At 62.9% G+C, this 25,797-nt stretch carries 21 protein-coding genes; 15 read left to right on the forward strand and 6 right to left on the reverse strand.

What is annotated here, in order from left to right; translation table 11 throughout:
- Positions 1-463 precede the first annotated feature (463 nt).
- From flhF to QRM60_RS20700, 6 genes are read left to right on the forward strand one after another with little or no spacing between them, the layout of a single operon-like run.
- Positions 464-2,131, forward strand: coding sequence for a flagellar biosynthesis protein FlhF (gene flhF / locus QRM60_RS20675; RefSeq protein ID WP_228419509.1), 1,668 nt, complete (start codon positions 464-466; stop codon positions 2,129-2,131).
- Positions 2,118-3,002 carry a MinD/ParA family protein gene (locus tag QRM60_RS20680; protein ID WP_010374294.1) on the forward strand — a complete coding sequence of 295 codons (885 nt, stop codon included), beginning with the start codon at positions 2,118-2,120 and terminating at the stop codon, positions 3,000-3,002. Before flhF ends, QRM60_RS20680 begins: the two co-directional genes overlap by 14 nt.
- On the forward strand, positions 2,999-3,766 hold the full coding sequence (locus tag QRM60_RS20685; RefSeq protein ID WP_011037072.1) for an RNA polymerase sigma factor FliA: 768 nt from the start codon (positions 2,999-3,001) through the stop codon (positions 3,764-3,766). The genes QRM60_RS20680 and QRM60_RS20685 overlap by 4 nt, the downstream gene beginning before the upstream one ends.
- A 33-nt stretch (positions 3,767-3,799) precedes the next feature.
- Positions 3,800-4,192, forward strand: coding sequence for a chemotaxis response regulator CheY (cheY, locus tag QRM60_RS20690; protein WP_014507662.1), 393 nt, complete (start codon positions 3,800-3,802; stop codon positions 4,190-4,192).
- The gene (locus QRM60_RS20695; RefSeq protein ID WP_228419508.1) at positions 4,192-4,818 is read left to right on the forward strand and encodes a protein phosphatase CheZ; all 627 of its coding nucleotides are present in this window, start codon (positions 4,192-4,194) and stop codon (positions 4,816-4,818) included. Before cheY ends, QRM60_RS20695 begins: the two co-directional genes overlap by 1 nt.
- A 2-nt stretch (positions 4,819-4,820) precedes the next feature.
- The gene (locus tag QRM60_RS20700) at positions 4,821-6,476 is read left to right on the forward strand and encodes a chemotaxis protein CheA (RefSeq protein WP_012438327.1); all 1,656 of its coding nucleotides are present in this window, start codon (positions 4,821-4,823) and stop codon (positions 6,474-6,476) included.
- Between the two features lie 241 nt (positions 6,477-6,717).
- On the opposite strand, the gene QRM60_RS20705 is transcribed toward QRM60_RS20700, so the two are convergent.
- The 4 genes from QRM60_RS20705 to QRM60_RS20720 form a co-directional block, all read right to left on the reverse strand.
- The gene (locus QRM60_RS20705) at positions 6,718-8,193 is read right to left on the reverse strand and encodes an XVIPCD domain-containing protein (protein ID WP_343237662.1); all 1,476 of its coding nucleotides are present in this window, start codon (positions 8,191-8,193) and stop codon (positions 6,718-6,720) included.
- A 14-nt stretch (positions 8,194-8,207) separates the two neighbouring features.
- Positions 8,208-8,846 (reverse strand): hypothetical protein, encoded by a 639-nt coding sequence (locus QRM60_RS20710; protein ID WP_285446949.1) that lies wholly within the window; start codon positions 8,844-8,846, stop codon positions 8,208-8,210.
- 86 nt (positions 8,847-8,932) lie between these two features.
- Positions 8,933-9,349, reverse strand: coding sequence for a SymE family type I addiction module toxin (locus QRM60_RS20715; protein ID WP_285446950.1), 417 nt, complete (start codon positions 9,347-9,349; stop codon positions 8,933-8,935).
- Positions 9,346-9,615, reverse strand: coding sequence for a hypothetical protein (locus QRM60_RS20720; RefSeq protein WP_285446951.1), 270 nt, complete (start codon positions 9,613-9,615; stop codon positions 9,346-9,348). The genes QRM60_RS20715 and QRM60_RS20720 overlap by 4 nt, the downstream gene beginning before the upstream one ends.
- A gap of 443 nt (positions 9,616-10,058) precedes the next feature.
- Between QRM60_RS20720 and QRM60_RS20725 the strand changes: the two genes are divergently transcribed.
- Positions 10,059-10,889, forward strand: coding sequence for a hypothetical protein (locus QRM60_RS20725; protein ID WP_285446952.1), 831 nt, complete (start codon positions 10,059-10,061; stop codon positions 10,887-10,889).
- 122 nt (positions 10,890-11,011) lie between these two features.
- On the opposite strand, the gene QRM60_RS20730 is transcribed toward QRM60_RS20725, so the two are convergent.
- Together QRM60_RS20730 and QRM60_RS20735 are read right to left on the reverse strand one after the other, a co-directional pair.
- Complete coding sequence (locus QRM60_RS20730) at positions 11,012-13,999, reverse strand: ATP-binding protein (RefSeq protein WP_285446953.1); 2,988 nt, start codon at positions 13,997-13,999, stop codon at positions 11,012-11,014.
- A gap of 195 nt (positions 14,000-14,194) precedes the next feature.
- Positions 14,195-17,296, reverse strand: coding sequence for a TonB-dependent receptor (locus QRM60_RS20735; RefSeq protein WP_285446954.1), 3,102 nt, complete (start codon positions 17,294-17,296; stop codon positions 14,195-14,197).
- A gap of 862 nt (positions 17,297-18,158) precedes the next feature.
- On the opposite strand from QRM60_RS20735, the gene QRM60_RS20740 reads away from it, so the two are divergent.
- The 8 genes from QRM60_RS20740 to QRM60_RS20775 all read left to right on the forward strand — a co-directional run.
- Positions 18,159-18,899, forward strand: coding sequence for a flagellar motor protein (locus QRM60_RS20740; protein WP_012438311.1), 741 nt, complete (start codon positions 18,159-18,161; stop codon positions 18,897-18,899).
- A gap of 7 nt (positions 18,900-18,906) precedes the next feature.
- Entirely contained in the window at positions 18,907-19,881 is a 975-nt protein-coding gene (gene motD / locus QRM60_RS20745) for a flagellar motor protein MotD (protein ID WP_012438310.1), read from the forward strand.
- A 1-nt stretch (position 19,882) separates the two neighbouring features.
- Positions 19,883-20,665 carry a ParA family protein gene (locus QRM60_RS20750; RefSeq protein ID WP_011269794.1) on the forward strand — a complete coding sequence of 261 codons (783 nt, stop codon included), beginning with the start codon at positions 19,883-19,885 and terminating at the stop codon, positions 20,663-20,665.
- On the forward strand, positions 20,662-21,891 hold the full coding sequence (locus QRM60_RS20755) for a chemotaxis protein CheW (RefSeq protein ID WP_285446955.1): 1,230 nt from the start codon (positions 20,662-20,664) through the stop codon (positions 21,889-21,891). Before QRM60_RS20750 ends, QRM60_RS20755 begins: the two co-directional genes overlap by 4 nt.
- Before the next feature lie 97 nt (positions 21,892-21,988).
- Entirely contained in the window at positions 21,989-22,297 is a 309-nt protein-coding gene (locus QRM60_RS20760) for an STAS domain-containing protein (RefSeq protein WP_011037055.1), read from the forward strand.
- Complete coding sequence (locus QRM60_RS20765; RefSeq protein ID WP_002806565.1) at positions 22,294-22,659, forward strand: response regulator; 366 nt, start codon at positions 22,294-22,296, stop codon at positions 22,657-22,659. The genes QRM60_RS20760 and QRM60_RS20765 overlap by 4 nt, the downstream gene beginning before the upstream one ends.
- Before the next feature lie 33 nt (positions 22,660-22,692).
- Positions 22,693-24,705 carry a chemotaxis protein CheA gene (locus QRM60_RS20770; RefSeq protein ID WP_115576984.1) on the forward strand — a complete coding sequence of 671 codons (2,013 nt, stop codon included), beginning with the start codon at positions 22,693-22,695 and terminating at the stop codon, positions 24,703-24,705.
- A gap of 227 nt (positions 24,706-24,932) precedes the next feature.
- Positions 24,933-25,797: MCP four helix bundle domain-containing protein (locus tag QRM60_RS20775; RefSeq protein ID WP_285446956.1), on the forward strand; the 865-nt coding region annotated here is incomplete at its 3' end.

The raw sequence follows: 25,797 nt of genomic DNA on the forward strand, positions 1-25,797 counted from the left end.
AATGCTGAAGCCCGGTAATCGACTGCCAAAACCCGGCGTCGGAAACCCGCCACCGCTCCGAACCTCCAATCGATTGCAGGGCGCTGGCCGTTTCCAGGCGCTCCAATCGATCCACGTTCGTCACCCAGCCCACCAGCGGCTCTGCCCGCAAGGCGTCGCCACCGCATCGCCGCCCCGAAAAAACGTCAATCAATCCAACGACTTGACCACTTCCGCCCAGGCCGAACGCCCAGCTCCGCCTCCGTCCCGTCCCCCAAATCCACGCGCCGGAACCCCGGCGCCGCGTTTTGGCACACCGCATGCATTAGCTCTGGCGAGACCGCAGACAGCCACATCGCTGCGGGGCGGGACGCAGCACTTGGACGAACGAACGGGACAGGCACCTCATGACGCTGGCAACACACCCACATTTCACCCGCACCCGTACGGCGTCCGTCGGGTCCTGTTCCTGGAGGCACTTCGCATGAAGATCAAACGCTTTGTTGCCCCGGACATGCGCACCGCATTCCGCATGGTGCGCGAAGAGCACGGCCCGGACGCGGTGATCCTGTCCAACCGCCGTACCGCCGAAGGCGTCGAGATCGTCGCCGCCAGCAACTACGACGAAGAACTGGTGCAGCGCGCCCTGGAAACCGCCCGCTCCGACGCACCGGCCACCGCCGCCGCGCCGGCTCCGGTCCAGCAGGCGCCGGCCATCCAGCCTGCCCCGGTGCACGTGCCGCGTCGCGACACCGCCGAAGCCGGCATGACCCAGCGCCAGCGCGTGGCCAGTGCCGCCGAAGAAATGATTGCCGCCATGGCCCTGCGCCAGCCGGTCAGCGTGCCGCGCCCCGCCCCGGCGGCCGCACCGGTCCGCGCTGCGGCGCCGATGCCGGTTGCCGTGCAGAGCGCACCGGCTGCCGCCATGCGCCAGCAGCCCGAGCACGCCCTGTCGGAACTGCCCGAGCAGCTGTTTGCCGAATTCCTGACCACCCCGCCGGTGCCGCGTGCACCGCTGCAGGCCCCGGTCGTCGCCACCGCGCCGGTCCCGGCGATGCCGGCCGCTGTTGCCGCACCGGTTGCGATCGCACACCACCACGATGACGAACTGGCCGACGACGGCTTCGACCTGGACGACGCGCTGCCGCAGATCCTGCCGCCGGCCGCGCTGCCGCCGCTGGTCGTCGCCCCGGTGGCGCCGGTCGCCCTGGCCGCCGTGCAGGCCGCCGCCCCGGCGCCGCAGAACGACGAAGAACTCAAGCAGCTGCGCGGTGAGCTGGCGCTGATGCGTCAGATGATCGAGCGCGAAATGAACCGCCTCACCGACGAACGCCTGCGCGGCTCGCCGGTGCGTGCCCAGGCGCTGGAGCTGATGGACGACTACGGCTTCGACGCCGGCCTGATCCGCGATGTCGCCCTGCAGATCCCGGCCGACACCGAATTGCACCGCGGCCGTGGCCTGATGCTGGGCCTGCTGTCCAAGCGCCTGCCGGTGGCCCCGGTCGACCCGCTGGAACTGGGCGGCGTCATCGCCCTGGTCGGCCCGACCGGCGCCGGCAAGACCACCACCATCGCCAAGCTCGCCCAACGCTTCGCCGCCCAGCACGCCCCGCGCGACGTGGCCCTGGTCACCACCGACACCCAGCGCGTCGGCGGCCGCGAGCAGCTGCACAGCTACGGCCGTCAGCTCGGCATCGCCGTGCACGAGGCCGACAGCGCCGAAAGCCTGCTGGAGCTGCTCGAGCGCCTGCGCGACTACAAGCTGGTGCTGATCGACACCGCCGGCATGGGCCAGCGCGACCGCGCCCTGGCCGCCCAGCTCAACTGGCTGCGCGCCGCCCGCCAGGTCACCTCGCTGCTGGTGCTGCCCGCCAACGCCCATTTTTCCGACCTCGACGAGGTCGTGCGCCGCTTCGCCCATGCCAAGCCCCAGGGCGTGGTGCTGACCAAACTCGACGAGACCGGACGCTTCGGCAGCGCCCTGTCGGTGGTCGTCGATCACCAGATGCCGATCACCTGGGTCACCGACGGACAACGCGTCCCCGATGACCTGCACCGTGCCAATGCCGCCAGTCTCGTTCTTCGCCTTGAAGATTTGCGGCGCGCTGCCGATAAGCCCTGTACTCCGGAGCACAACCATGCAGTCGCGTGAATACGCAAAGCTGACCAACGCCTTCCCCCTGTCGGCGACCCGTCCCGAGCCTTTGGGCCCGGTGCGCACCATTGCCGTGACCGGTGGCAAGGGTGGCGTGGGTAAAACCAACATCTCCGCCAACCTGGCGGTGGCCCTGGCCGACATGGGCAAGCGCACCCTGCTGCTCGACGCCGACCTGGGCCTGGCCAATCTGGACGTGGTGCTGGGCCTGTCGCCCAAGTACACCCTGGCCGACCTGATCGCCGGCCGCTGCACGCTGGACGAAGTGATCATCGAAGGCCCCGGCGGCGTGCTCGTGGTGCCGGCCGCCTCCGGTCGCCGCCACATGGCCGAACTGGCCCCGGCCCAGCACATCGGCCTGGTCAACGTGTTCTCCGAACTAGAGCGCGACCTGGACGTGATGGTCATCGACACCGCCGCCGGCATCACCGACAGCGTGCTGACCTTCTGCCAGGCCGCCCAGGACACCGTGGTGGTGGTCTGCGACGAGCCGGCCTCGATCACCGACGCCTACGCGCTGATCAAGGTGCTCTCGCGCGAACGCGGCGTGGACCGTCTGCAGATCATCGCCAACATGGTGCGCGACCCCAACGAAGGCCGCCTGCTGTACGACAAGCTCTCGCGGGTGTGCGAAAAGTTCCTCGGCGATGTCTCGCTGAACTACCTCGGCCACGTGCCGCAGGACGATTGGCTGCGCCTGTCGGTGCAGCGCCAGCAACCGGTCATCAAGGCCTACCCGGCCAGTCCCTCGGCACAGGCCATTGCCGAAATCGCACGCCGTACCTCGCGCTGGCAGGCCCCCACCGTGCCGCGCGGCAACGTCGAGTTCTTCGTCGAACGCATCATCCAACGGGGAGTGGCCGCATGAGTACCGCCACCGCAACGACCGCCACGGCCCAGTACCGTGCCGTGCAACGCAATAACGCCAACGATGTGGTCACCCAGCACGCCGACCTGGTGCGCCGGATCGCCCACCATCTGGCCGCGCGCCTGCCGGCGAGCGTGGAAGTGGACGATCTGATCCAGGCCGGCATGATCGGCCTGATCGAAGCCTCGCGCAGCTACGATTCCGACCAGGGCGCCTCGTTCGAAACCTATGCCTCGATCCGCATCCGCGGCTCGATGATCGACGAGATCCGTCGGGGCGACTGGGTGCCGCGCTCGGTGCACCGCCGGGCCCGCGACGCCGCCGCCGCCGTGCGCAAGATCGAACAGAACACCGGCCGCGCCGCCGCCGCCACCGAAGTGGCCGCCGCGATGGAGATGCCGCTGCCCGACTACCTGCGCCTGATGGAAGACGCCGCACGCGGCCAGGTGCTGAGCCTGGAATCGCGCATCGAAGACCACGGCGAACTGGACACCACCGCCAAGGGTGGCCCCAATCCGCAGCAGATGATGGAGCGCGGCGAGTTTGGTCGCGAGCTGGGCAAGGCCATTGGCCAGTTGCCCGAGCGCGAGCAGCTGGTGCTGTCGCTGTACTACGAACAGGAATTGAACCTGAAGGAAATCGGCGCCGTGCTCGGTGTCAGCGAGTCGCGCGTCTGCCAGATCCATGGCCAGGCCGTGGTGCGTTTGCGCGGCCGCCTCAAAGTCTTCGAGCTGGCTGATGCCGGTGTCGAAATTGACGACTAATTTTTCGCGTATTTTTCGTGTTAGGAGCTTGATGTGAATAAGAACATGCGGATCCTGATCGTGGACGACTTCTCGACGATGCGCCGTATCGTCAAGAATCTGTTGGCGGATCTCGGCTTCACCAATACCGCAGAGGCCGAAGACGGCAACAGCGCACTGGCTGCGTTGCGCGCGGGCCCGTTCGATTTCGTGGTCACCGACTGGAACATGCCCGGCATGACCGGCATCGACCTGCTGCGCAACATCCGCGCCGACGCCAAGCTCAAGCACCTGCCGGTGATGATGGTGACCGCCGAGGCCAAGCGCGAGCAGATCATCGAAGCCGCCCAGTGCGGCGTGAACGGCTACATCATCAAGCCGTTTACCGCCCAGACCCTGGAAGAAAAGCTGGGCAAGGTGTTCGAACGTCTGGCGGCGACCGCCTGATGAACGCCACCGTGGACACCAATGCCGAACGCGCCGCGCTGATCGACCGCCTGCAGGGCGCGCTCGATGCGTTGGAAAGCGGTGACGAAGCCGCCTGGAAGCGCGAGGTCGACCACCTCGCCGCCTTGCGCACCCGTCCGATGATGCAGGGCCTGAGCCGGCTTGCACGCGAACTGGGCCAGGCCCTGGGCGAACTGCCCACCCTGCCCGAAGAAGCCGGCGAGCTGGACGACGCCTGCTCGCGGTTGGACCACGTGGTGGAAATGACCGAAAAGGCCAGCCATCGCACGCTGGATCTGGTCGAAGAATGCCGTTTGCTGGCGAACCAGCTGCGCGATGGTGGTCTCAACCAGGACCAGGGCGCGCTGATGGAGAAGATGCGCCACAACCTGACCGAGCTGTCGCTGGCGCAGAGCTACCAGGACCTGAGCGGCCAGATCATCCGGCGCGTGGCCGGCATCGTGCGGCGCGTGCATGAAGGCTTTGGTGCCCTCGGCCTGCCGCCGAAAAGCACCGAGCCGAAGAAAGACGACGGCGGTCTTGCCGGTCCTGCAGTCAAGGGCCTGGACCGTCACGCGGTGTCGCAAGACGACGCCGACGACCTGCTGTCCGGATTGGGGTTGTAACCATGAGTGCTGTTCCAGACGATATTGCTGCCGATTTCATCGTCGAGGCCCAGGAAATCCTGGATCGCCTCGGCGAACAGCTGGTGTCGCTGGAACAGGCGCCAGACGAAGCCGACCAGCTCAACGCGGTGTTCCGCGGCTTCCACACGCTCAAGGGCGGCGCCGGCTTTCTGGCGATCAAGCCCATGGTGGAGCTGTGCCACGCCGCCGAAGAAACGCTCGGCATGGCGCGCTCCGGCCAGGCGGTACTGCAGGCGCATCACTTCGATGCCGCGCAGCAGTCGCTGGATTATCTGCAGGCCATGCTCGATGCGATGGGCTCGGGTGACCCGGTGCCGCATGCACCGGCGTCGCTGATCGCGCAGTTCGATGCCAAGAGCGGCCCGCCGGCGGTGAAGTCCGCGCCCAAGGCCGCCGCGCTCGCCGCGGTGCCCGCCGGCCAGGCACCGGCCGCCGCCGGTGCCAAGGCGGCGCCGAAAGCCGCAGCCAAGAGCGGTGGCGCCGAAGCCGAACAGACCGTGCGCGTGGATACCAAGCGCCTGGACGCCATCGTCAACCTGATCGGCGAACTGGTGCTCTCGCGCAACCGGCTCAAGACCTTGCGCACCCGCTTGCGCGACGAAGAGCTCGACCGCGCGGTGAGCACGCTCGACATCGCCACCGCCCGCCTGCAGACCGCGGTCATGCGCACCCGCATGCAACCGGTGAGCAAGGTGTTCTCGCGCTTTCCCAAGGTGGCCCGCGATGTGGCGCGCACGCTGTCCAAGGAAGTGGAACTGGAGCTGATTGGCGCGGAGACCGAGCTGGATCGCAACCTGGTCGAAGCCCTGGCCGACCCGCTGGTGCACCTGGTGCGCAACGCGATCGACCACGGCATCGAATCACCGGCATTGCGCGAAGCCACCGGCAAGCCGCGTAGTGGCCACGTGCGCCTGTCCGCACAGCAGGAAGGCGACTACGTCAGTATCGAGATCCAGGACGACGGTGCCGGCATCGACCCCGAGCGCCTGCGCGAAATCGCCCGCAACAAGGGCCTGATCGATGCAGAAGCCGCCGCGCGCCTGAGCACCGACGAGTGCCTGCATCTGATCTTCATGCCCGGCTTCTCGACCAAGGCCGAGGTGACCGACATCTCCGGCCGCGGCGTCGGCATGGACGTGGTGCAATCGCGTATCCGCGAGCTCAGCGGGCAGATCCAGATCCAGTCCGAACTGGGCCGCGGCAGCCGCTTCATGATCCGCGTGCCGCTGACCCTGGCGATCCTGCCCACCTTGCTGGTGCAGGCCGGCGAAGCGGTCTACGCCCTGCCACTGGCCCGCGTGGTTGAGGTGCTGCACGCCCCGCAGTCCTCGCTGGGCTGGTTCGACGGCCGCGCCGTGCTAGATCGCCGCTCGCACACCTTGCCGTTGATCGATCTGCGCCGCTGGCTGGGCGTGCCCGCCGAACAACCGCCGCTGCTGACCGTGGTGCTGCTGCAGGCCGGCGAAACCCGCTTCGGCCTGGTGGTGGACCAGGTCCGCGGCCGCGAGGAAGTGGTGATCAAGCCCCTGCCCCGCGCCCTACGCGGCCTGCCCGGCTACGCCGGCGCCACCCTGATCGGCGACGGCCGCATGGCGCTGATCCTGGATGTGGATGGACTGCGTTCCAGCGATCATTGAGCTTCGGGATTCGGGATTCGGGATTCGGGATTCGGCAAGACGATCCTGGTTGCCTGATCTAACGACAACGGCCGCGTACTGCGGCCGTTGTCGTTTCACTAGCAGCATCGCTGCCGGTCTATGTCGCTACGCGCGCCGGTATGGGCGCGATGGTCTGGCGACGGTGAGGCTGCCGTGGAACTGAATCTGGAACCGTTATTTCGGACCGTTATTTGGACCCCGTTATCTCGTTGCGAAACACTCAGCGTGTCATCGACGGACCAGCCTGGCTGACGGCTTGCTGGGACTGCTCCAGCGCCTGCTGCTGTTCGCGCGCCTGGGCCTGAGTCTGGTTGATTGCCTGCAGGCGATCGAACGACTGGCTCTCTGGTGTCTGCACGGCGTCCACGGTCGGCATGTGCGCACGCCGGTGTGCTGGGTCATCGAGAGCGCCCTGCACGACGAAGACCTTCTCGCCGCCGGCTAGCTGAGGCGTGGGGTTGTTGAGTACGACATGGTCCACCCGCGACAACCCTTCCTCTTTAGCTAGCGCAAGCAGGCTGGCGGTCATGCGCTCACTCGATGCCCACTGCCTGCCATGTGCGCTATCGAGCTTTTGCACCCCGCCTCTGATCTGCTGGTATAGCGGGTGATCCGCATGGCCTGAGTCTGACGGAAGACGCTGAGCTGAGGTCCCTTGCGATTGGGATTCACGTGCACGGAGCTCCTGCTCCAGCTCTTGTGCAGAAATCGGCGAGACGTGCAGATGCGTGTTCTTGCTGTGCTCGAACAAGCCCGGCGTCGGGGGCTGGGTGCTGCTATCCAGGTAAGGCATCGGGCGTGTATTGCTGCCCAGATCAATACCATTGCGCTCGAGTATTTCTTCTTTCAATCCCAGACGTCGCATATCCAGAATCATCGGCTGTTCTGGCTCTCCGGGCTTTTGCTTGTTGTAGTGGCGCTCGTAGATGGCAGCTGTTGCAACTACCCACGGGCCGTAGTGATTGGCGTAGTCGGACTGACCCGTATAGCCGATGCGAGTGCTCTTGGCGTCCTTGTCGAAGAAGTTTGCACCCATCGCCTCGACGTTGGCAGGAGTGACGGGCATCGTCATATCTGCGTTCAAGGTAAGGTTGGACTTGAGCGCGTAATTGAATTGCGGCATTCCACCAGTTCGATCAATGAAGTCGTGCATACGACCGGGTGCTTCCCGAAAGATATCTTCCAGAGAGGCGTCCGGCTTTGCTTGCTTTACCCTGCTGACGGTTGCATTCCAGCCTGCAATTTCTGCACTTGCTTCATCTACACGGTTGCTTGATAAAACCTTCTCCGCTGCGTCCGAATAATCGTGCGTGGTCTTGGCTATCTGCACCGCCGCGGTTTCGAACGCCTTACGGGAAGCAGCTGCAGTTGGGCTGTACATGGCGTGTTGCAGTTCATGCCCCAGCACAAACGTCATGTCACCGGAATCAAGCAACTTGCCACCAGGCCCATTGGAAAGCCTAGACAGCGGTAGCCGGATGGAATGCTCGCCTGGCGTGAACGTTCCGCCTGCATTCGGATCAGTCAGAGGTTTTAGACTGAGTACGCGTTGCTTGGCAACCGCATCATTGAATTGGTCAAGCAGAACGGGCGATGCGGCTAGCACACCCTGCAGATTGGTGACATGTTCGGGGGTAACACCTGGCTGGCGGCCGAAGTCATCAACAATGGCTTGCGCCTGTGGACTCAATGGCATGACCGTTCCTTGGTTTAACGAATGTAGATCCATTCGACGCAGTGGTGCTCTACCCGCTCCTGCGGTGCATCGGCCTCGCCTCGTGGAAACACTTCCACGCGCATGCCTGGGCGGCTGAAGAAGTCACTCATCCATCGCCCGTCTTCCACCATGTTGCGTTGACGTACAAACCCCATGTTTTCCAGTTTCTTGGTAAACGTATCGAAATCGATCCTGCAGATCTCCGTCATAGGCGGAGAAGCACCCGCTTGCGCTGGAACAAAGGTGAACTCGAACCAACGCCCCGCAGTAGGCGTCTGGTCCATGCCAAAGCTGTAACCCCACTCACTGGTAAGCGGAGCACTGGCGCCGTAACGCTTGGGATCAGCTGCCGCACGCGTTACCGGAACCCCCATTCTGGACTGTAGGTAGTCAGGTGTCAGATCGTCCAGTCCGTGAATTGCTTGAATCAATGCAAGCATGCGGGTGAGCGCATCCTCTGCCGTTCGTATCGGCCCACTGGGTTCACTGCCAGCGGGAGTGACTGCGGATTCGGATGGGGAACGCATGGCAGATGTCTCCGTGACGGTTGCCGGGGCTGGGGTGGCCGCCGTGTGGGCGCATGCGCCCAGAGCGAGGCTGGCGAGCAAGGCGTAGAGGGGGCGCGCGATCATGAAGCGTCCGTTGTGCGCTGGTGTGGCTGCGACGCTAGTGGCATCCGACACCGAGGTCAATCGCAAGGGGTCTGGCAGCCGCAGCATCATCGCCGCACGCTGCGCGCCTTGGCCGGCACCTCCACCAGCGGCAACACCTCCATCAACAACTGCCCCGCGCCGGCGGTGATCCGCAGCTTGGTGCCGATGGCAAAGCCTAATTGTTCCAGCCATAGGCCGCTGAGGCGGACGTGGGGCACGTGCTGGTCGCCGGCGTGGTCGTGGGCGCCGGGGTAATGGGTGTAGCTGACGGTGCATTGGCGCGGGCGGCGGGCGCGGCGGGGTGCGCGTAGCGTGCCGGGGCCTTGCGGGGAGGCGTCCGGGTCGGGCGGCAGCATCGGTGGCAGCTTGGTGCGGTCGGGTTCCACAACGACCCACTGCACCCGCTTGGGCGGCGTGGGACGCGTACGCGTGCGGGTGGGCCGTGTACTGGCAGATACCGTGGGTGGGCGGCGGCGTGTCATGGCGCCTCCCGGTGATGGCGGGTGATGGTTGCAGCGACGTACTGCTGCAATGGCACAGCCCTGCGTGCAGACAGGTGGCGCGAGGTGTGCGGCAATACACCGAGCTGGCGACTCAGCGGATGCGCGGTATGGTCTCTCGCCTGCTCAATAGCTGTGCGTGCGTCCAGCCTGCGCAGCACATCGCCCATATCCCACCGCAGGCGGTGAGCGGAAGCTGGCAACAGATCAACCGGCACAAATGCCGGCATGGATGGTGCGATAGACATGGCAATGCCCTCCTGGAACAACCCAAGAACCGCCGCCAACGGCGACGGGATGTCGGGAGGTTCGAAACCGCTAAGAGCCGGCGGGCGTATTCCCCTTGCGGGTGTTGTATTAGCCGCCCTCCCGACGCAGGCATCGCATCGGCTTGTACCTGCAGGATGCAGGCACAAAAAACCCACCGGTTTGACGGAGGTGGGTACCGCTCTTAGAGGAGTTTCGACGCTCCTTGGAACTAGATTGCAAGTACACGGTCTGGCGTGTCAATACACGCTGGCGAGTCTCGCGCGGCTGTGTGCGCCGCTGGCGCAGTTCCATAAGGGCCACGCAAGCCGAGCGTCGTCGTCTGATAAGTGCACCTGACCCCATCACGGTCCTTCCGCAGCCCAGCAGTACAACGCATTAGGTCGGTGATGACGCGCCGCCCCAACCCCACTAGCCTACCTTGATGGCCCTCTACAACATCACCGACCGGCTGGCCCGGGCAAGAGAACTTATCGCAACTGGCAACGAGCATTCACTGCTCTATGCAGCGCTTGAACTCCGATTCTGCTTCGAGTCCGTGGCCTACCAAAACTTGGCGGCATATGGAGAAGAGGTTTCGGCGGAGCTTACCCGCGAGTGGCGACCTGACCAGATCATCCGGATGCTGGCGCAATTCGACCCACACTCCGATCAAACGGCGAGCTTTTCCATCTCCGTCTCACCGCTTCCAGACGACCTCAACTTCGAAACCAGCGACTTGAAAAAGTTGTTTGGCGATCAAGAGTTCTTGCCCATCGGCGAAGCGAAGCGCATCCCTTGGTCAAAGTTCCGCACCTACTACAACGCGCTTGGCAGCTACCTCCACCTCCAGAAGGACCAGCGCACTAAGCCCCCCAGGGTGGAGAAGCTCCGGCTTTGGATTTCCGAGCTGGAAGATGTAGCGACCTCAACCTTGATAGCGGCAGCCAAAGACATCGCCACCAGCAAGTGTTCGTGCGGCCAAGTGCTGATCTTGGGGCCCGCAGAACAAGCCGGTGACAAGGCAATCTTCTGCCCTAGCACCAAGTGCAACGCCAGCTACATCGCAATCAAGAACGATCCAGAGCATCGGATCGAAAAGATTCTGGCCGTCGGCCTTCTCTGCAAATGCACCGCCATGGTTCCCTTCGCCCCTGACAAGCTTCTCAAGCCAACCGTCTGCCCCAACTGCAAGGCATCCGTTCGTGCGCATATCGGCGCTGAGGTAATGATGCTTTCCGACCCACCCATGCGCGAAGACGAATCGGGCAGCTAGTTGCACCTCAAGTCCGACACCTCGTCCACGCCCGGCAGGCCGCGCGGCGGTATGGGCTTGTTTGGCGACGGCTGGGCTGCAATGGAAATGAACCTGGAACGGTTATTTCAAGGCCAGCCCCCCTACTGGTCCGCGGTCTCTCTTTCATCGGCCGACTCTGACTGTGCTTCCTTTGAGGGCTGTGCTTCCTTTGAGGGTCGCCTATGACGTAAACAGAATTCAATATAATTGATCTGATCCTTCTTAAGTGCAGCTAAAGCTTTCAGCCGCTCGATTTCAATAGCATATTTAGCCTTCACCGCCTCCGGGGCCTGCGTTAATCCTGCGGTCTTTGTCTCAAGCCGACCGATCTTGCTTTCAGCAAGGACAAGCGAGCTTAAGCAGTACTCCTTTCGCTGAAGTGGGAAGAGTTGGCATTCGAAACGATCAATCGCTTCATAGATGGCCAAAACTTCGCGACTTGTCTTAGAATGCACAAAATTAAAGCTGAATTCATCAAATGCATGATGCTCCTGATTTTGCGCCCCCCAATTTATCAGATCGCGCTTAATGGCATGATAATTAGAAAAATCATAGGATATGTAATCCTCAACGAGACTGAAGGTTTTCTCAAGACTTATTTGTAGTAAATTAGCTTTATGCCGCTGCCGGGGAGTAAAAGTCGCGGTAACCTGTATCTTATTATCCAAACAGAATTGGACAACCATTGTTTCAAACCAAATTCTGCAATAGAGCAGAGCCTGCCTGATGTCATAAACTTCTAACGCATTCTCTATCTTGGCCTTAAAGCCGCCTGCATAGTCAAAAGACACGATTCCATGATTAGTACACGTTAATATTCTGCTACAACTTTGGTCAGCATGAGTACTACTTTCAGATACCATGCAGAATCGTTCCCAGAAGAGTCTGTCATGCGTCGTAACTACCATCTGAATTTTCTTCAAGTACGGATCATTAAAGAAAAGATGAATGATATTTGCCCTGTGCTCAGTATCAATGGCGTTCACCACGTCATCAAATACAATGAGGGGCAAATTATTCTTCTGAGCCATCGCAAGAAGCAAAGATAGCCCAAGCACTCTCAAATGACCCTCGCTTAGCGTGGCAAAAGCATCGGCAACTAGAGAGTCCTGGCCTTTGATATTGATTCTATAACCACCGTTCACACCTGAAAAACTGATACCAAGTATCTGCTCATGCTCGTCGTCGTGCGCATTGATTTCCTTGTAGTAATGCGCCGCCTTCTCTTCAATCCCTGAAATTCTGGCTTTTTCTATAGATAATTTAAAAGCGGCAAGATCTGAGTGCAGATTTGAGTATTCCACCTGCGTCTGCCTAATCAAATCGTTATAAGCGTTATCTCGACTGGTCAGCTCTTGCAGCCTTTTGACCTTAGCTAAAATATCCTGAATGCCGCGACCAGCAATCTTGTATGAGCTTTGACATTGCTTCTTATTCGAAAAAATACTTTTAATCTCGTCGAGCTTGTGCGAGATTTTTTTTACGTCGCCCAGAAGTTTCCGAACCCTCTCATCGCTGCTGCTGTACCTGTCAAATGCTTCTCGGCAGTGGCCCACGTAGTCATCCACGGCACTTTCTTGCCCCACCAAAGTTGAGGCAATAGTGCTCAATAGAGATGTGGCCCCGCCAACTCGATCAGCAGAAATATGAAACACGCTGACGCTCTCAACAAACTCTGCCATGTCTCCCTTGAATTCTATTCCTGCCTTCTCATTGTCGAGAAAATCCTGGTACCACGTAGCAATCCGTGCTGCCAATGCAATCGTCTTAAGCTCTAACGCTTGCTTGGATCGCTTTAAATCTGTTAACCTTTCAATTGAGCCAAGTTCATTTCTAGCACGCAGGAACGGGTCTCTTGAGACTTTGTCCAGGGGAGTGCAACACGCGGGACAATAGTCAGGGCGCTCATCACCTTCCCCCATTGCCTTAATCGCTTCGAAAAGCGCCTGGTAATTGATAGCTGATGAAAGTTTTGCGAACTCCCCATCGATCTTCTCAAGCCTTGATTTCAGCCTCGCCCCTATACTTATCACTCGATGGATAGCAGATTTACTGAAGACGAGCGGCTTGGCTGCCACCTTGAGTCGCTCAGCAACTCGAATCTTTATGTCGTGCAACTCTAAGAGCCTTAAATATCGAAGCCGGATTGCAGCGACCTCACCTTTAGGAATCCCCAAAAGTCTCAGGACATTCTGAGTATCCAACGCCATGGATTGGATCGCAGAAGATCTCAGCCCTTTAAGCCGATCATGTTCCTCACGTGCCCGAGCTAGCTGCTCATAGTTGCCTGACTTTAGAAATCCCAGGAGATCGAAACTAGCTGGTCGGACGAACTTTGAAATGACGTCTTGTAGCTCCTCAAGACCGAAGAGCGTTGCCACTACATCGCTCTCGTTGCTTCCTGTGTCTTTAGAGCCCAGGAGCGAGAACTCCTGCAAACGATTACGATCTACAAAGCAAGCAGACCAAGATTGGCTTTTTACTATATCGACCCCATGCTTATCGCGCACAAAAACAGACTGCTTCTTACTGCCCCTTGCAATATAGTCTTTCAACTTCGTTTTGCGTCGATCTGCCTCTTTGATAGCCCCAGTCGTCCCGAACTCTATCGCTTCGCAAAGAGAAGTTTTGCCACCTCCATTAGGAGCATAAAAGATATTCTTTACTTTACCAAATCTTATAAACGTCCCCCTATCGTCGGCACTCAACTCCCCAAATCCTCGAAAATTTTTTACATTCATTTCCGCCAAGGCACTTAGGCCAGATGGGGCAACCCAGTCCAGTTCAGCCCTGCCATCGAGAACTTTCTTGAACCTAGCAGCGTTACGGGCTATACGCTCGCTAAATAACCCCTTACTGCTTCCATCAAATATTTTATCGCTGTTTCTCGAAAGGTAGCTTTTGATTTGATCGGAATATCTACCTGTTTTGTTGTACCCTTTATACAGGCACCACAACAAAATTAGGTAAGCCTCTGACTTACCTTCTAAATTGTGCTTTGCAAAGTTCAATAAGTATTGACTCATTCCCGCCCCGCCCCCTTCGACTAATGACCGATAGTAAGCGGGGAATAAAAAGAAACCAATCACCAAATACTGTAGTGCCCGCTTAGCTCTCGACGGTGCGACAGGACTGCCTTGCGCCCTCGCCAATCATCCCGGAAAGGGTCTATGCAACTTGCTGCGAGCGAAATAACGGTTCGAAATAACGGTTCCAGGTTCACTTCTTACCGTCGCGCCCATACCCGCCGCCACGCGGCAGGCATGGGCGCGACACGCTGGGACCTAGAACTTGTAGGTCAGCCCCAGGTACGCCAGCCGGCCGGCGTAGCCGCCGGTATAGAAGCGGGCGCGGGTGTCCTCGCCCAGGTGCGAGCGGGACTCCTGCTTGGTCAGGTTCAGCACCGAGGCGGTGAGGCTGAGCGCCGGGGTGATGTTGTACGCCGCGTTCAGATCGATCTGGTAGTACGGCTCCTCAAAGACGTTCAACCCGTTGACCAGGCCTTGCACCAGCTCACCGCGACGGTTGTACGAGGCGCGCAGCAGCAGGCTATCGGCTTCGTAGAACACGGTGAGGTTGGTCTGGTTTCTGGCGCTGCCCGGCATGGAGGTCTTGCCGGCCTCAGTGCCATCCTCCAGCCGCACCGCCGCCTTGCTGGCATCGTTGTAGGTGTAGTTGAACTGCACACCGAGGCCGAACGGCAGCGTGTGCTGCGCGTAGAGCTCCACACCCTGCGAAACCGCGTCCTGGCCGCCGGCCTGGGTGCTGTAGTTCTGCACGGTGACCGGTTGCCCGTCGACCATCATGTTGACGTCGCTGATCACGTCGACCGCGAAATTCTCCACGTTCTTGCGGAACAGCCCCACACCCGCCACCGAACCCGGGTGGAAATACCATTCCAGCCCCAGGTCGAACTGGTTGGCCTTGTACGGCTCCAGATTCTTGTTGCTGCCCGAGCCGTACCAGCCCTGCTCGCTGGCACCGCCGGTCAGGCGCCGGTCGGCCACGTACTCGGGGCTGTAGAACTCCAGGCTGCCAGGCGCGGCGATGTCGTTGTAGCTGGGACGTGCGATCACCTTCGCGGCGGCCGCGCGCAGCAGCAGGCTCTCGGTCAGGTCGTAGGCCAGGTTGAAACTCGGCAGCACGTCGGTGTAGTTGCGGTCCAGCCCGCTGATGACGAACGACTCGGTGCGTTGCACGCTGTCGGACAAACGCCAGTAGCCTTCGGTCCCGCAATAGGTGTCGGCCGGGGCGCCGCTGGGCATGGCGGCGCCCTGCTGGCAAGCCAGCGGATTGCCGTCGGCGGCGTCGAAAAAGTAGTCGTTGTAGGCGGTCACCTTGTCGGTGGAATCGGCACGCTGGCCGGTGCGCGCCACCCGCACGCCGACGTTGCCGCGCAGCCGCTCGGTGTGGAAGTTGAGTTGCAGGTAGCTGGAGTAGATCTCCTCGTCGACGTTGTAGACGAAGTTGTCTTCGCTGCGGGTCTGCATGGCGCCGTAGGTTTGATTCAAGTAGCCGATGTAACCCGGGAAGTTGATCGCCGGGAACGCGCTGGCGTTGACGCCACCGGCCAGGTTGTCCTGCGCGAACAGCAGGCCCGGCGAGAACTGGGTGGCGATGGCATTGCAGCGCCCGTTCCAGTAGCGGTTGTCGTAGTCGCTCGGGTCGGTGCCCGGGCACACCCAGTAGTTGTTGCCGGTACTGCGGTGGATGCCGCCGTCGCGACGCTTGAGGCCGAACTGCAGCGAGTCGAAGACCTCGCCGTCGAAATGCCAGGTGGTATCGATCTGCGCGTACTGCTGCTGATTGGTGTTACGGGTCCAGGACGAGCCGGTCGAGCCCAGGTCGACCTGCAGGATGCCGTCGCGCAGGTTCTGCATCAGCTGCGGCGAGAATGTCATGGACGGCGTGCCGGTCAGGTCCCAGGCGCTGGCGAAGTTGCCGTTGCTCCAGCTGCCGTCGGCGTTCTGCAGGCGCGGCTTGATCGGCAGGGAGAACTGCAGCTCCGGCCCGCCCTTGGCCCAGGTGCGGCCGACCTTGAACGCCACGTCCACCTGCTCGCCACGCCATTCGCCGCCCAGGTCCACCGTCTGCGACTGCGATTTCTCGATGTTGTAGCTGCCGGTGATCTGTGGCGTCGGCACCGTGCAGTCATCGGAGCCCCAGCCGCCCGGCGGCAGTCCGGCTGCGGCGGCCTGGGCCTCGCTGCAATAGTAGGTCTTGCCCGGACGCAGGCTGTAGGCGGCGCCAGTGACAATCGTGCCGCTGGGATCGAACTGCAGCCCGTCGAGCAGACGGCCGCCGCGCCAGTTGCCGTCGCCGTTATAGCGGGCAATGTTCCACTCGGGAATCTTGATGGTATTGGTCTGCGAGTTCTGCGACAGGTCGAAGCGGAAGTAATTCGCGGTCAGGGTCAGGTCGTCGGTGGGCTTGAACTGCAAGGTCAGTTGCCCGCCCTTGCGTTCGCGCTCCTCGCGTTTGGCGTCCAGGCTGACCGCCGTCGGCATCATGAAACCGGTGGAGTAATCGCCGTCCTGGTTCCAGAAACCGGTACCGCCCCACCAGTTGGCGTTGAAGTCCGACGGATTTCCGTTCACATCGACCGCCGGGCCAACTTCGTCGCGGCCGTACCACTGCCAGCTCTCGGTACTGGCATTGAGCGTGCGTGCGGTGCGCTTCTGCTGCGTGTAGCCAACGAAGACACCGAAGCGGTTGTCCTTGTCGTGCCACGCGTACGAACCGGAGAACTGGCCGTCGGTCTTCTTGCTGGTATCGGACCAGGTGCCCTCAGCGGAGACGAAGCCGGAATTGGGCTCCAGTTCCAGCGGGCGCCGCGTCTGCAGGATCACCGTGCCGCCGATGCCGCCTTCGTCGATGCGCGCTTCCGGGGTCTTGTACAGCTCCGCGCTGCCGAGCAGGTTCGACGGCAGCAGCGTGTAGTTGAACGAGCGCGTCGGGTCGCCGTTGGACTCGGCGGTGGCGATGTAGTTGCCGTTCAATTCGGTCAGCACCAGCTCCGAGGACAGGCCGCGCACACTGACGTTCTTGCCTTCGCCACCGTCGCGGCTGATGACCACGCCAGGCACGCGCTGCAGCGCATCGGCCACGTTCTTGTCGGGGAACTTGCCCACGTCCTCGGCGGTGATCACATCGACCACGGCGTTGGCGTTGCGCTTTTGCGCCAGACTTTTTTCGATCGCGTAGCGGTAGCCGGTCACCGTCACCGCGTCCAGGTCCGTGGCCTGCAACGTGGCCTGGCCCGTCGGCGCCGGCGTGCCGTCAGCCTGCTGGGCGGAGACGCTGGTGGAGGCAGCGCTCGCGAACAAGGCGATGGCGATACCGGCGTACAGCGTGCTGTGGTTGCGTGCGAATGGCATGCAGTTCATTTCGATCGTGCTCTCCCAAAGATTGATCGGCCTCGGCGGCTTTGTATCGATCCAACGACCGGACAAGAACACCGCGCGAGTCATGCAAAAATATCCGGCACCATTGCGGCGTCCGGTTTCCCTGCTCTTCTCTCCCCTCTGCGCGGATGCGATTAGATCGTTCTAATGCGGTGGACGCCTAAGTAGCACAGCTCATGCGCCAGCGCATTCTGCCGCGCAGCAGGCCCGCGATGTTGCAAGCGCCACGATGGCGGCCGGGCTCGCCACGCTTGCACGCGGCAAGGTAGAGCCTGCCTGCCGCAGCAACTTGATCGCAGCCCGCCAAACGCACTCGCCCGCAACCAGGCGCAAGCGGCTCACCGAAACCCCTGCACTCTCTCCATCATTTGCAACCGAGCTTAGCCAGAAGCAGGATCGACATGCGTGTTGGCACACTCCAGCACATGGCAACCGCACGCCGCTTGGCTGCTATCGCCATCACAGGGATGTGCCGTGATGACGCGTCATAAGCAATGTCTCTAGCGCCGAAGAGTCGATTCCCGGCCGCATGGCGCCCCTCACCGAAACCTACAATCGACAGTCCGCGCCTGGACGTACCCTCACCCCAACCCCTCTCCCGGCGGGAGAGGGGCTTGAGTGCCGCGTCGGTCGTGTCTTCTATATCCGCCTCGGTAACGCAAGGGCTGACCTGAGGCAGCACTGAGTTCATCGAGACCTTACGACCGAGAGACCGGTCCCCCGCCGCGCTACCGCTCTCAGCGCAGTCGGCAATTCGAAGACCCATACCCAGAACGACAACTTTCTGGCGCACTGGACCGCGCGCATCTATCAAGTCCGCCCGGCCTGGGCCGATACCGCTTCCATGGACAGACTCAGCCTCATTGGACTGGTGCTTGCGATCGTGGCGATCGTGGGCGGCAGCGTGTTGAAAGGTGCCGGCATTTCGTCGCTGTGGTCGCCGGCCGCCTTCGTGATCGTCATCGTCGGCACCGTGGCCGCAATCCTGCTGCATACCTCGCCGGCGGTTTTCCGGCGCGCCTTCAAGATTGTGCGCTGGGTGATCCAGCCGCCGGCCAGCGACCGCGAGCGGCTGCTGGCGCGCATCGTGGAGTGGAGCAATATTGCCCGCCGCCAGGGCCTGCTGGGCCTGGAAGATCAGCTCGGCCGCCAGGACGATGCCTTCCTGCGCAAAGGGCTGCAGATGCTGGTGGATGGCGTGGAGCCCGAATCCATGCGCCACATGCTGGAGATCGAAGTCGACAACCAGGAGCGCCAGGATCTTGCCGCCGCCAAGGTGTTCGAAGGCATGGGCATCTATGCGCCCACGCTGGGCATCATCGGTGCGGTCCTCGGATTGATGGCGGTGATGAAGAACCTGGCCGACCCGTCCATGCTCGGCCACGGCATCGCTGCCGCGTTCACCGCCACCATCTATGGCATCGCCTCGGCCAATCTGCTGTTCCTGCCGGTGGCCGCCAAGCTCAAGAGCGTCATCCACTGCAGCACCAACGAGCGCGAAATGGCCATCGAAGGGCTGATCGCCATCGCCCAGGGCGAGAACCCGCGCAACATCGAGTCGAAATTGGCAGGCTACTTGCATTAGCCCCGTCATGGCCCGCCGTCGCAAACATCACGAAGACCATGGCAACCACGAAGCGTGGGCGATTCCGTATGCCGATCTGATGACGCTACTGCTGGCGTTCTTCGTGGTCATGTACGCCATCTCCTCGCTCAACGAAGGCAAATACAAGGTGATGGCGCAGGCGCTGACCACCGCCTTCGGTGGCTCGTCCAAGGCCGCAAGCCCCGTGCAGCTGGGCAACACCCAGAGCCTGGGCGCCGACTACGACCGCCCTTCGGTGATCAAGGCCGGCGCGCCGATGGCCGCCTCCAACGGGCCTACCGACCCCACCATCCTGCCGTCGATGGCCGCGCAGATGCGCATGCCGGTGTCGCTGCGCAATCAGGCGCAGCTGGCGCGCGCGCAGCGGCAGATGGATGCGGTGGCGCAGCAGTTGAATAAGACCCTGTCACCGCTGATCGACAAGCAACTCATCACCATCCGCCGCCGCGATCTGTGGATCGAGGTGGAGATCAACAGCGACATCCTGTTCGTCACCGGCTCTGCGCTGCTGGCCGGGAGCGCGCGCGGCACCCTGTCCACCCTGGCGGCAGTGCTGCGCGATGCGCCCAACGGCGTGCGCGTGGAGGGCTATACCGACAACCAGCCCATCGCCACCGCGCAGTTCCCCTCCAATTGGGAACTGTCGGCCGCGCGTGCCGCCAGCGTGGTGCACCTGTTCGCCGACGAAGGCGTCGCCCCGCAACGATTGGCGATGGTTGGCTATGGAGAATTCCGCGCACGTGCCGATAACAGCACCGAGGCGGGACGGAATGCGAACCGGCGTGTGGTGTTGATCATCCTCGCTGACTCGGCTGGCTCACTCGCACCCGATCCGCCATCGCAGATCCATGCGACCGCCGCCGGGGCGCCGAAGCTTCCCAAGTCTGACGGCGGCCAAACGGCCGTCACCACCGAAAGCGGCACAAGTTCCGTCCCCGCCGTAATTGAAGGAGTGCACTGAGATGCGTATCTGGGCAATCGCCAACCAAAAGGGCGGCGTGGGCAAGACCACCACGACGCTGGCACTGGGTCGCGGCCTGGCCGCGCTCGGGCACCGGGTGCTGTTGATCGACCTCGATCCGCACTCGTCACTCACCCGCGCGTTCGGCGTGGCCGTGGACCCGCCGCCGCGCGGCGTGCTGGACCTGTTCGGCACCCCGCCGAGCGACCTGGCCAGCCTGGCGCACGAAAGCGCCATCCCCGGCCTGTCCTACGTGTGCGCACAGGCCGCCCTGGCCACGCTGGAGCGCCGCAGCGCCAACCAGCCTGGCCTGGGCCTGGCCCTGCAGAACGCCATGGCCCGGCATGCCGGCCAGCACGACTACATCCTGCTCGACTGCCCGCCTACGCTGGGCCTGTTGATGATCAACGCGCTGGCCGCCTGCGACCGCGTGGTGGTGCCGACCCAGGCCGAACCGCTCGCCTTGCACGGCCTGGCCAGCATGGTGCGCACCGCCGACATGGTGCAGCGCTCGCGCCGCCGCGACTTGCCGGTGTCGATCCTGCCCACCCTGTTCGACCGCCGTACCCGCGCCGGCAACGAAACACTGAAAGAAATGCAGACCACCTACGGCCCGGTGGTGTGGGAAGACGCGGTGCCGATGGATACACGCATCTGCAACGCCGCCGCCCTCACCGTGCCGGCCACCACCACCGATTACCAGGGCCGCGGCTTGTCCGCGTATCGCCGCGCGCTGGAATGGGTGCTGGCCGATGACGCGATGCGGATGGAGCAAGCGGCATGAGCAATCACACCGCAAATGGTGAGCTGGACGATTATCTGGAAGGCCTGCTGCACGATGCCGGCGTCGAGGTCGACGTGGCCACGGTCACCGCCGTCGCCAGCGCAGCGCCGGTGGCTGCCGAGGCAGACCTCGCGCAGGCCGACGACCTGGCAGTGGCGGAACCGCCCGTGCAGGCCACTGCAGCACCGCAGGTGAGCGCTCCGGTGCTCAGCGCCGAAGCGATCGCCGCCGATTTTCTCGCCGAAATGGACGCCGACCCGGCGTTCGGCCCGCCGATTGTTGCCGCGCCGAGCGCCGACGACATCGCGGCGGATTTCCTGGCCGAGATGGATGCCGACCCGGCCTTTGCGCCGCGCGTGGTGGCACCCAGCGCTGCCGACATCGCCGCCGATTTCCTGGCCGAAATGGATGCCGACCCCGCCTTCGGCCCGCCGGTGGTGGCTGCGCCGAGTGCCGCAGATATCGCGGCGGATTTCCTCGCCGAGATGGATGCGGACCCCGCCTTTGCCACGGCCGCGCCCAGCCCATTCATGAGCACTGCAGATCTGATGGCCGAGATGGATGCCGACCCGGCATTCGCCAGCGCAGAACCCAGCGCCGACATGATCGCCGCCGACCTGCTGGCAGAACTGGATTCGGACCCGGCCTTCGGGCTGGACACCGCACCGGTGGCCATCCCCGCACCTGCACGTCCGGCACCGGCACCCGCGCGTGCTGCGCCTGCGCCGGTCTACCCGCAGGGCCTGCAGGCATTGCTGGCACCGGGCCAGGCCGAACATATCCACGCCGAGCGCCGTGCCAGCGAGCGCAGTACGCGCTGGCTGCGTCTGCGCTGCGGCGAACAGACCTATGCGCTGGAACTGCTCAAGGTGCAGGAAGTGGTGTTGCCGGTACCGCTGCTGCCGCTGCGCGGTACGCCCAGCGCCATGCTCGGCATCATGAACCTGCGTGGCCAGGTGGTGCCGGTGATCGACCTGGGCATCCACCTGGGCTCCTCGCCGGTGGACATGGACCTGCACACCCGCGTGGTGGTGCTGGAAGAGAACGGCGAAACCATGGGCCTGCGCGTGTCGGCGGTGGAAGACGTCACCAGCCTCACCGATCACCAGATCGAGCCGCCGGACAACGCCCGCCTGTGCCGCATTTCCAACAACCTGTTCCGTGGCGTGGCGCGCCTGGGCCATCACCCGATGATCCTGCTCGACGCCACCCACCTGCTGCATTAATGCGCGCATGGTGCCGCGCACCAATGCGCCGATTCAACGTTAAAGCTTTCCCGCCCGCCGCCGTTAGTACGCATAGAACCATCCGTTCGGAGCAACAATGAGCACAGTGATATTGGGTGAGGATCTCGGCATCGAGACCAGCGCCGACCTCAAGCAAAAACTGGCTGCAGTCCTGACGCAGGACGGCGAGCTGGTGCTTGACGCCGGCGAAGTCCGGCGCATCCACACCGCAAGCGTGCAGCTGCTCTGCGCTTTCGTGCAGGCCCGCCGCAGTGCGGGACTGCAGACCGAATTCGATGGCTGCAACGACACTTTTAGAGATGCGGCCCGTCTGCTCGGCGTCACTGACGCGCTCGGACTTTCCGCATCCAATGACAACCTGAAATCTGTGGAGAACGCCGCATGAGCGCACGTATCTTGGTGGTGGACGATTCGGCGTCGATGCGCCAGATGGTCTCTTTCGCCCTCACCTCTGCCGGCTTTGCCGTCGAAGAAGCCGAAGACGGCGCCGTGGCGCTGGGCCGCGCGAAGGGCCAGCGCTTCAATGCGGTGGTGACCGACGTGAACATGCCCAACATGGATGGCATCTCGCTGATCCGCGAACTGCGCCAGCTGCCGGACTACAAGTTCACTCCCATGCTGATGCTGACCACCGAGTCGGCAGCCGACAAGAAATCCGAAGGCAAGGCGGCCGGTGCGACCGGTTGGCTGGTCAAGCCGTTCAATCCCGAACAGCTGATTGCCACCGTCCAGAAAGTCCTGGGTTAACCCTTCCTCGTTTCACGATCGGATTTCACGCCCATGAGCATGGACCTGCAACGTTTCCACGCCACCTTTTTCGAGGAAAGCCGTGAAGGGCTCGACGCGATGGAGGCCGGGCTGCTGTCCCTGGAAGAGGGAAACCGCGACCCGGAAATCATCAACTCGGTGTTCCGCGCCGCGCACTCCATCAAGGGCGGTGCGGCCACCTTCGGCTTCGAAGCCGTCGCCGGCCTGACCCACGTACTGGAAACGCTGCTGGACGAGCTGCGCTCCAACAAGCGCCAGCTCGAACCCAATGCGGTCGACGCCATGCTCGGCTCGGTCGATGTGCTGCGCGCCCTGTTGCGCGAAGCCGAACACGGCACCCCGGCCGACCCGGCTGCGGTCAAGGCCGTGCACACCCGCTTGAACGCGGTGCTCGCCGGCGAAGCGCCGGCCGCGGTGGCCGTCGCCAAGCCGAAGGAAGAAGAACCCGAAGCCTGGCACATCGGCTTCACCCCGGCGCCGTCGCTGTTCATGAGCGGCAACGACCCGCTGCGCATCATCCGCGAGCTGGAGCATCTTGGCCCGCTGCAGATCGCCGCGCGTCTGGAGCGCATGCCGGGCTTTGAGAACATCGACCCGCTGGAAGCCTACCTGGCGTGGGATCTGGGCCTTATCGGCAAGATTCCGCGCAGCAAGATCGAAGACACCTTTGCCTGGGTGGTGGACGACTGCGAGCTGGACATCCGCCCGATGGCAGTGCCCGGCCCGCCGCCGAGCCTGGCCGTGGACGCTGCCGCAAGCAGTGCACCGACCGCCGTGGCCGCTGCTCCGGCTGCCGCCGCTGCAGAACCTGCTGCTGCGGCCGCCACGCCTGCCAAGGCCGCCGCTGCCGAAGCCGAAAGCTCCATCCGCGTCAGCGTCGACAAGGTCGATGCGCTGATCAACCTGGTCGGCGAACTGGTGATTACGCAGGCCATGCTCAAGCAGGTCTCCACCGGCCTGGACCCGGCGCATGCCGAACAGTTGTTTGCCGGCCTGGATCTGCTCGAACGCAATACCCGCGATCTGCAGGAAGCAGTCATCGGCGTGCGCATGCTCCCCGTGGACGCGGTGTTCCGCCGCTTCCCGCGTCTGGTGCGCGACCTCTCCAGCCGCCTCGGCAAGCAGGTGCGTCTGCGCACGATTGGCGAAAGCACGGAACTGGACAAGGGCTTGATCGAAAAGATTGCCGATCCGTTGGTGCACCTGGTGCGCAACTCGATCGACCATGGCCTGGAAATGCCCGATGCGCGCCGCGCCTCCGGCAAGGATGAAACCGGCACCATCACCCTGGCGGCATCGCACCAGGGCGGTCACATCGTGATCGAAGTCAGCGACGACGGCCGTGGCCTCAATCGCGCCAAGATCCTGGAAAAAGCGGCCGAACGCGGCATTGCCGTGCCGGACAACCCGACCGATGCGCAGGTGTGGGATTTGATCTTCGCACCGGGCTTCTCCACCGCCGATGCCGTCACCGATCTCTCCGGGCGTGGCGTGGGCATGGACGTGGTCCGCCGCAACATACAGGGCCTGGGTGGCGAAGTGCAGCTGGAAAGCAACGCCGGCAGCGGGACCCGCGTGCTGATCCGTCTGCCGCTGACCCTGGCCATCCTGGACGGCATGACCGTGTCGGTTGCCGGCGAAACCCTGATCCTGCCGCTGTCCTACGTGCTCGAAGCGCTGCAGCCGGCGCCGGAAGATGTTCGCTCGATGGCCGGCGACGGCCGGGTGCTGCGGGTCCGGGGCGAGTATCTGCCGATCCTGTCGCTCACCAATTACTACGGTTTCGGCGGACAACAGTCCTCCAAGGAATCGCTGGTGGTGGTGGTCGAAGGCGACGGCCAGAAGATCGCGCTGGAAGTGGACGAACTGCTCGGCCAGCAGCAGGTGGTGGTCAAGAACATCGAGAACAACTACCGGCGGATTCCGGGCGTCTCCGGCGCCACCATCCTCGGTGACGGTCGCGTCTCGCTGATCGTGGACATCGGTGGCCTGGTGCGCTCGCTGAAAGTGCCGCAGGCGGCCTGAGTCAACGCACGTCGCTGCGGCAAGGATGCCGCAGTGGTCAGTCCCTAAGGACACGTGTCATCCGTCGGCGGTCTAGGGCCCGCCGGCTTGCGCTGCCGCCCTGCCCCTGTGCACGCGGCGATGCGTTGGCCCCTGCAGGCCACATCGTTTGATTGAGCGACCGTCTCCAGCGTTGCGCAGTTAATGACGCCAACGGTTTCCATTGATCTTCTTGAAAGCCGACTCCCATGAACTGGTTCCGTCATCTCGCCGTTGCGCGCAAGCTCGCTGTTGCCTTCTTTTTCACCACCTTGATCACGCTGTGCCTGGGCGCGTTTGCGCTGTTGCGCATGCAGGCCAATGCGCAGCTGCTGCGCGAAATCGGCCACACCTGGGCTCCGGCCGTGCAGCAACTGAGCGAGATGCGCGCGCTGCTGGGCGAGTTCCGCACCTACGAGCTAGCGCAGCTGGCGCGTGCGAATGATCCCGAAGCGGTCACCAACTACTTCGAGCGCATGGCCAAGACCCGTGCCGATGTGGATGCCGCGCAGGCGGCGTATACCAAGACGATGACCGCCGGCAAAGAAACCGAGCTGTATGCAGCGGTCAAGCAGCAGCTGGATGGTTACTACGCCGCCAACGCGGCGATGGGCACTGCCGTGCGCGCCGGCGACTTCGCCGCTGCCAGCAAGGTGTCCGACGAACGCTCACGCCCGTTGCGCCGTGACCTGTTCGCCAAGCTGGTGGAGCTCACCAAGTTCAACATCGCGCACATGGATGCGGAGATCGCCAGCGCCGAAGCCGGGTATCAGCGTTCGGTAAAGATCATGCTCGCCGCGATGGTCATGGCCGTGATGCTAGCCGCGTTTGCCGGCTGGTTCATCGCCCGCAGCATTGCCGGCCCGCTTGGCCGCGCCACTCGCGTGGCCGGCGCGATCGCCCAAGGCAAGCTGGACAACCCCATCAGCGTGGACAGCCGCGACGAAACCGGCCAGCTGCTGCACAGCATGCAGGGCATGCAGCGGCAGTTGCAGGCGGTGCTGGCGGCGCAGTCGGACATGGCGCAGCGCCACGACGCCGGCCAGATCAGCTACCGCATGGACGCCGACAGCT

The organism is Xanthomonas sp. fls2-241-TYG-148 (assembly GCF_030208815.1).
GTDB classification, from domain to species: Bacteria; Pseudomonadota; Gammaproteobacteria; order Xanthomonadales; family Xanthomonadaceae; genus Xanthomonas; species Xanthomonas campestris.

What these genes read in the sequence shown, in the direction of transcription:
- flhF (WP_228419509.1), top strand. Translation starts at nt 464, where the DNA reads ATGAAGATCAAACGCTTTGTTGCCCCGGACATGCGCACCGCATTCCGC.
- QRM60_RS20680 (WP_010374294.1), top strand. Translation starts at nt 2,118, where the DNA reads ATGCAGTCGCGTGAATACGCAAAGCTGACCAACGCCTTCCCCCTGTCG.
- QRM60_RS20685 (WP_011037072.1), top strand. Translation starts at nt 2,999, where the DNA reads ATGAGTACCGCCACCGCAACGACCGCCACGGCCCAGTACCGTGCCGTG.
- QRM60_RS20695 (WP_228419508.1), top strand. Translation starts at nt 4,192, where the DNA reads ATGAACGCCACCGTGGACACCAATGCCGAACGCGCCGCGCTGATCGAC.
- QRM60_RS20700 (WP_012438327.1), top strand. Translation starts at nt 4,821, where the DNA reads ATGAGTGCTGTTCCAGACGATATTGCTGCCGATTTCATCGTCGAGGCC.
- QRM60_RS20705 (WP_343237662.1), bottom strand. Translation starts at nt 8,193, where the DNA reads ATGCCATTGAGTCCACAGGCGCAAGCCATTGTTGATGACTTCGGCCGC.
- QRM60_RS20710 (WP_285446949.1), bottom strand. Translation starts at nt 8,846, where the DNA reads ATGATCGCGCGCCCCCTCTACGCCTTGCTCGCCAGCCTCGCTCTGGGC.
- QRM60_RS20715 (WP_285446950.1), bottom strand. Translation starts at nt 9,349, where the DNA reads ATGACACGCCGCCGCCCACCCACGGTATCTGCCAGTACACGGCCCACC.
- QRM60_RS20720 (WP_285446951.1), bottom strand. Translation starts at nt 9,615, where the DNA reads ATGTCTATCGCACCATCCATGCCGGCATTTGTGCCGGTTGATCTGTTG.
- QRM60_RS20725 (WP_285446952.1), top strand. Translation starts at nt 10,059, where the DNA reads ATGGCCCTCTACAACATCACCGACCGGCTGGCCCGGGCAAGAGAACTT.
- QRM60_RS20735 (WP_285446954.1), bottom strand. Translation starts at nt 17,296, where the DNA reads ATGAACTGCATGCCATTCGCACGCAACCACAGCACGCTGTACGCCGGT.
- QRM60_RS20740 (WP_012438311.1), top strand. Translation starts at nt 18,159, where the DNA reads ATGGACAGACTCAGCCTCATTGGACTGGTGCTTGCGATCGTGGCGATC.
- motD (WP_012438310.1), top strand. Translation starts at nt 18,907, where the DNA reads ATGGCCCGCCGTCGCAAACATCACGAAGACCATGGCAACCACGAAGCG.
- QRM60_RS20750 (WP_011269794.1), top strand. Translation starts at nt 19,883, where the DNA reads ATGCGTATCTGGGCAATCGCCAACCAAAAGGGCGGCGTGGGCAAGACC.
- QRM60_RS20755 (WP_285446955.1), top strand. Translation starts at nt 20,662, where the DNA reads ATGAGCAATCACACCGCAAATGGTGAGCTGGACGATTATCTGGAAGGC.
- QRM60_RS20760 (WP_011037055.1), top strand. Translation starts at nt 21,989, where the DNA reads ATGAGCACAGTGATATTGGGTGAGGATCTCGGCATCGAGACCAGCGCC.
- QRM60_RS20765 (WP_002806565.1), top strand. Translation starts at nt 22,294, where the DNA reads ATGAGCGCACGTATCTTGGTGGTGGACGATTCGGCGTCGATGCGCCAG.
- QRM60_RS20770 (WP_115576984.1), top strand. Translation starts at nt 22,693, where the DNA reads ATGAGCATGGACCTGCAACGTTTCCACGCCACCTTTTTCGAGGAAAGC.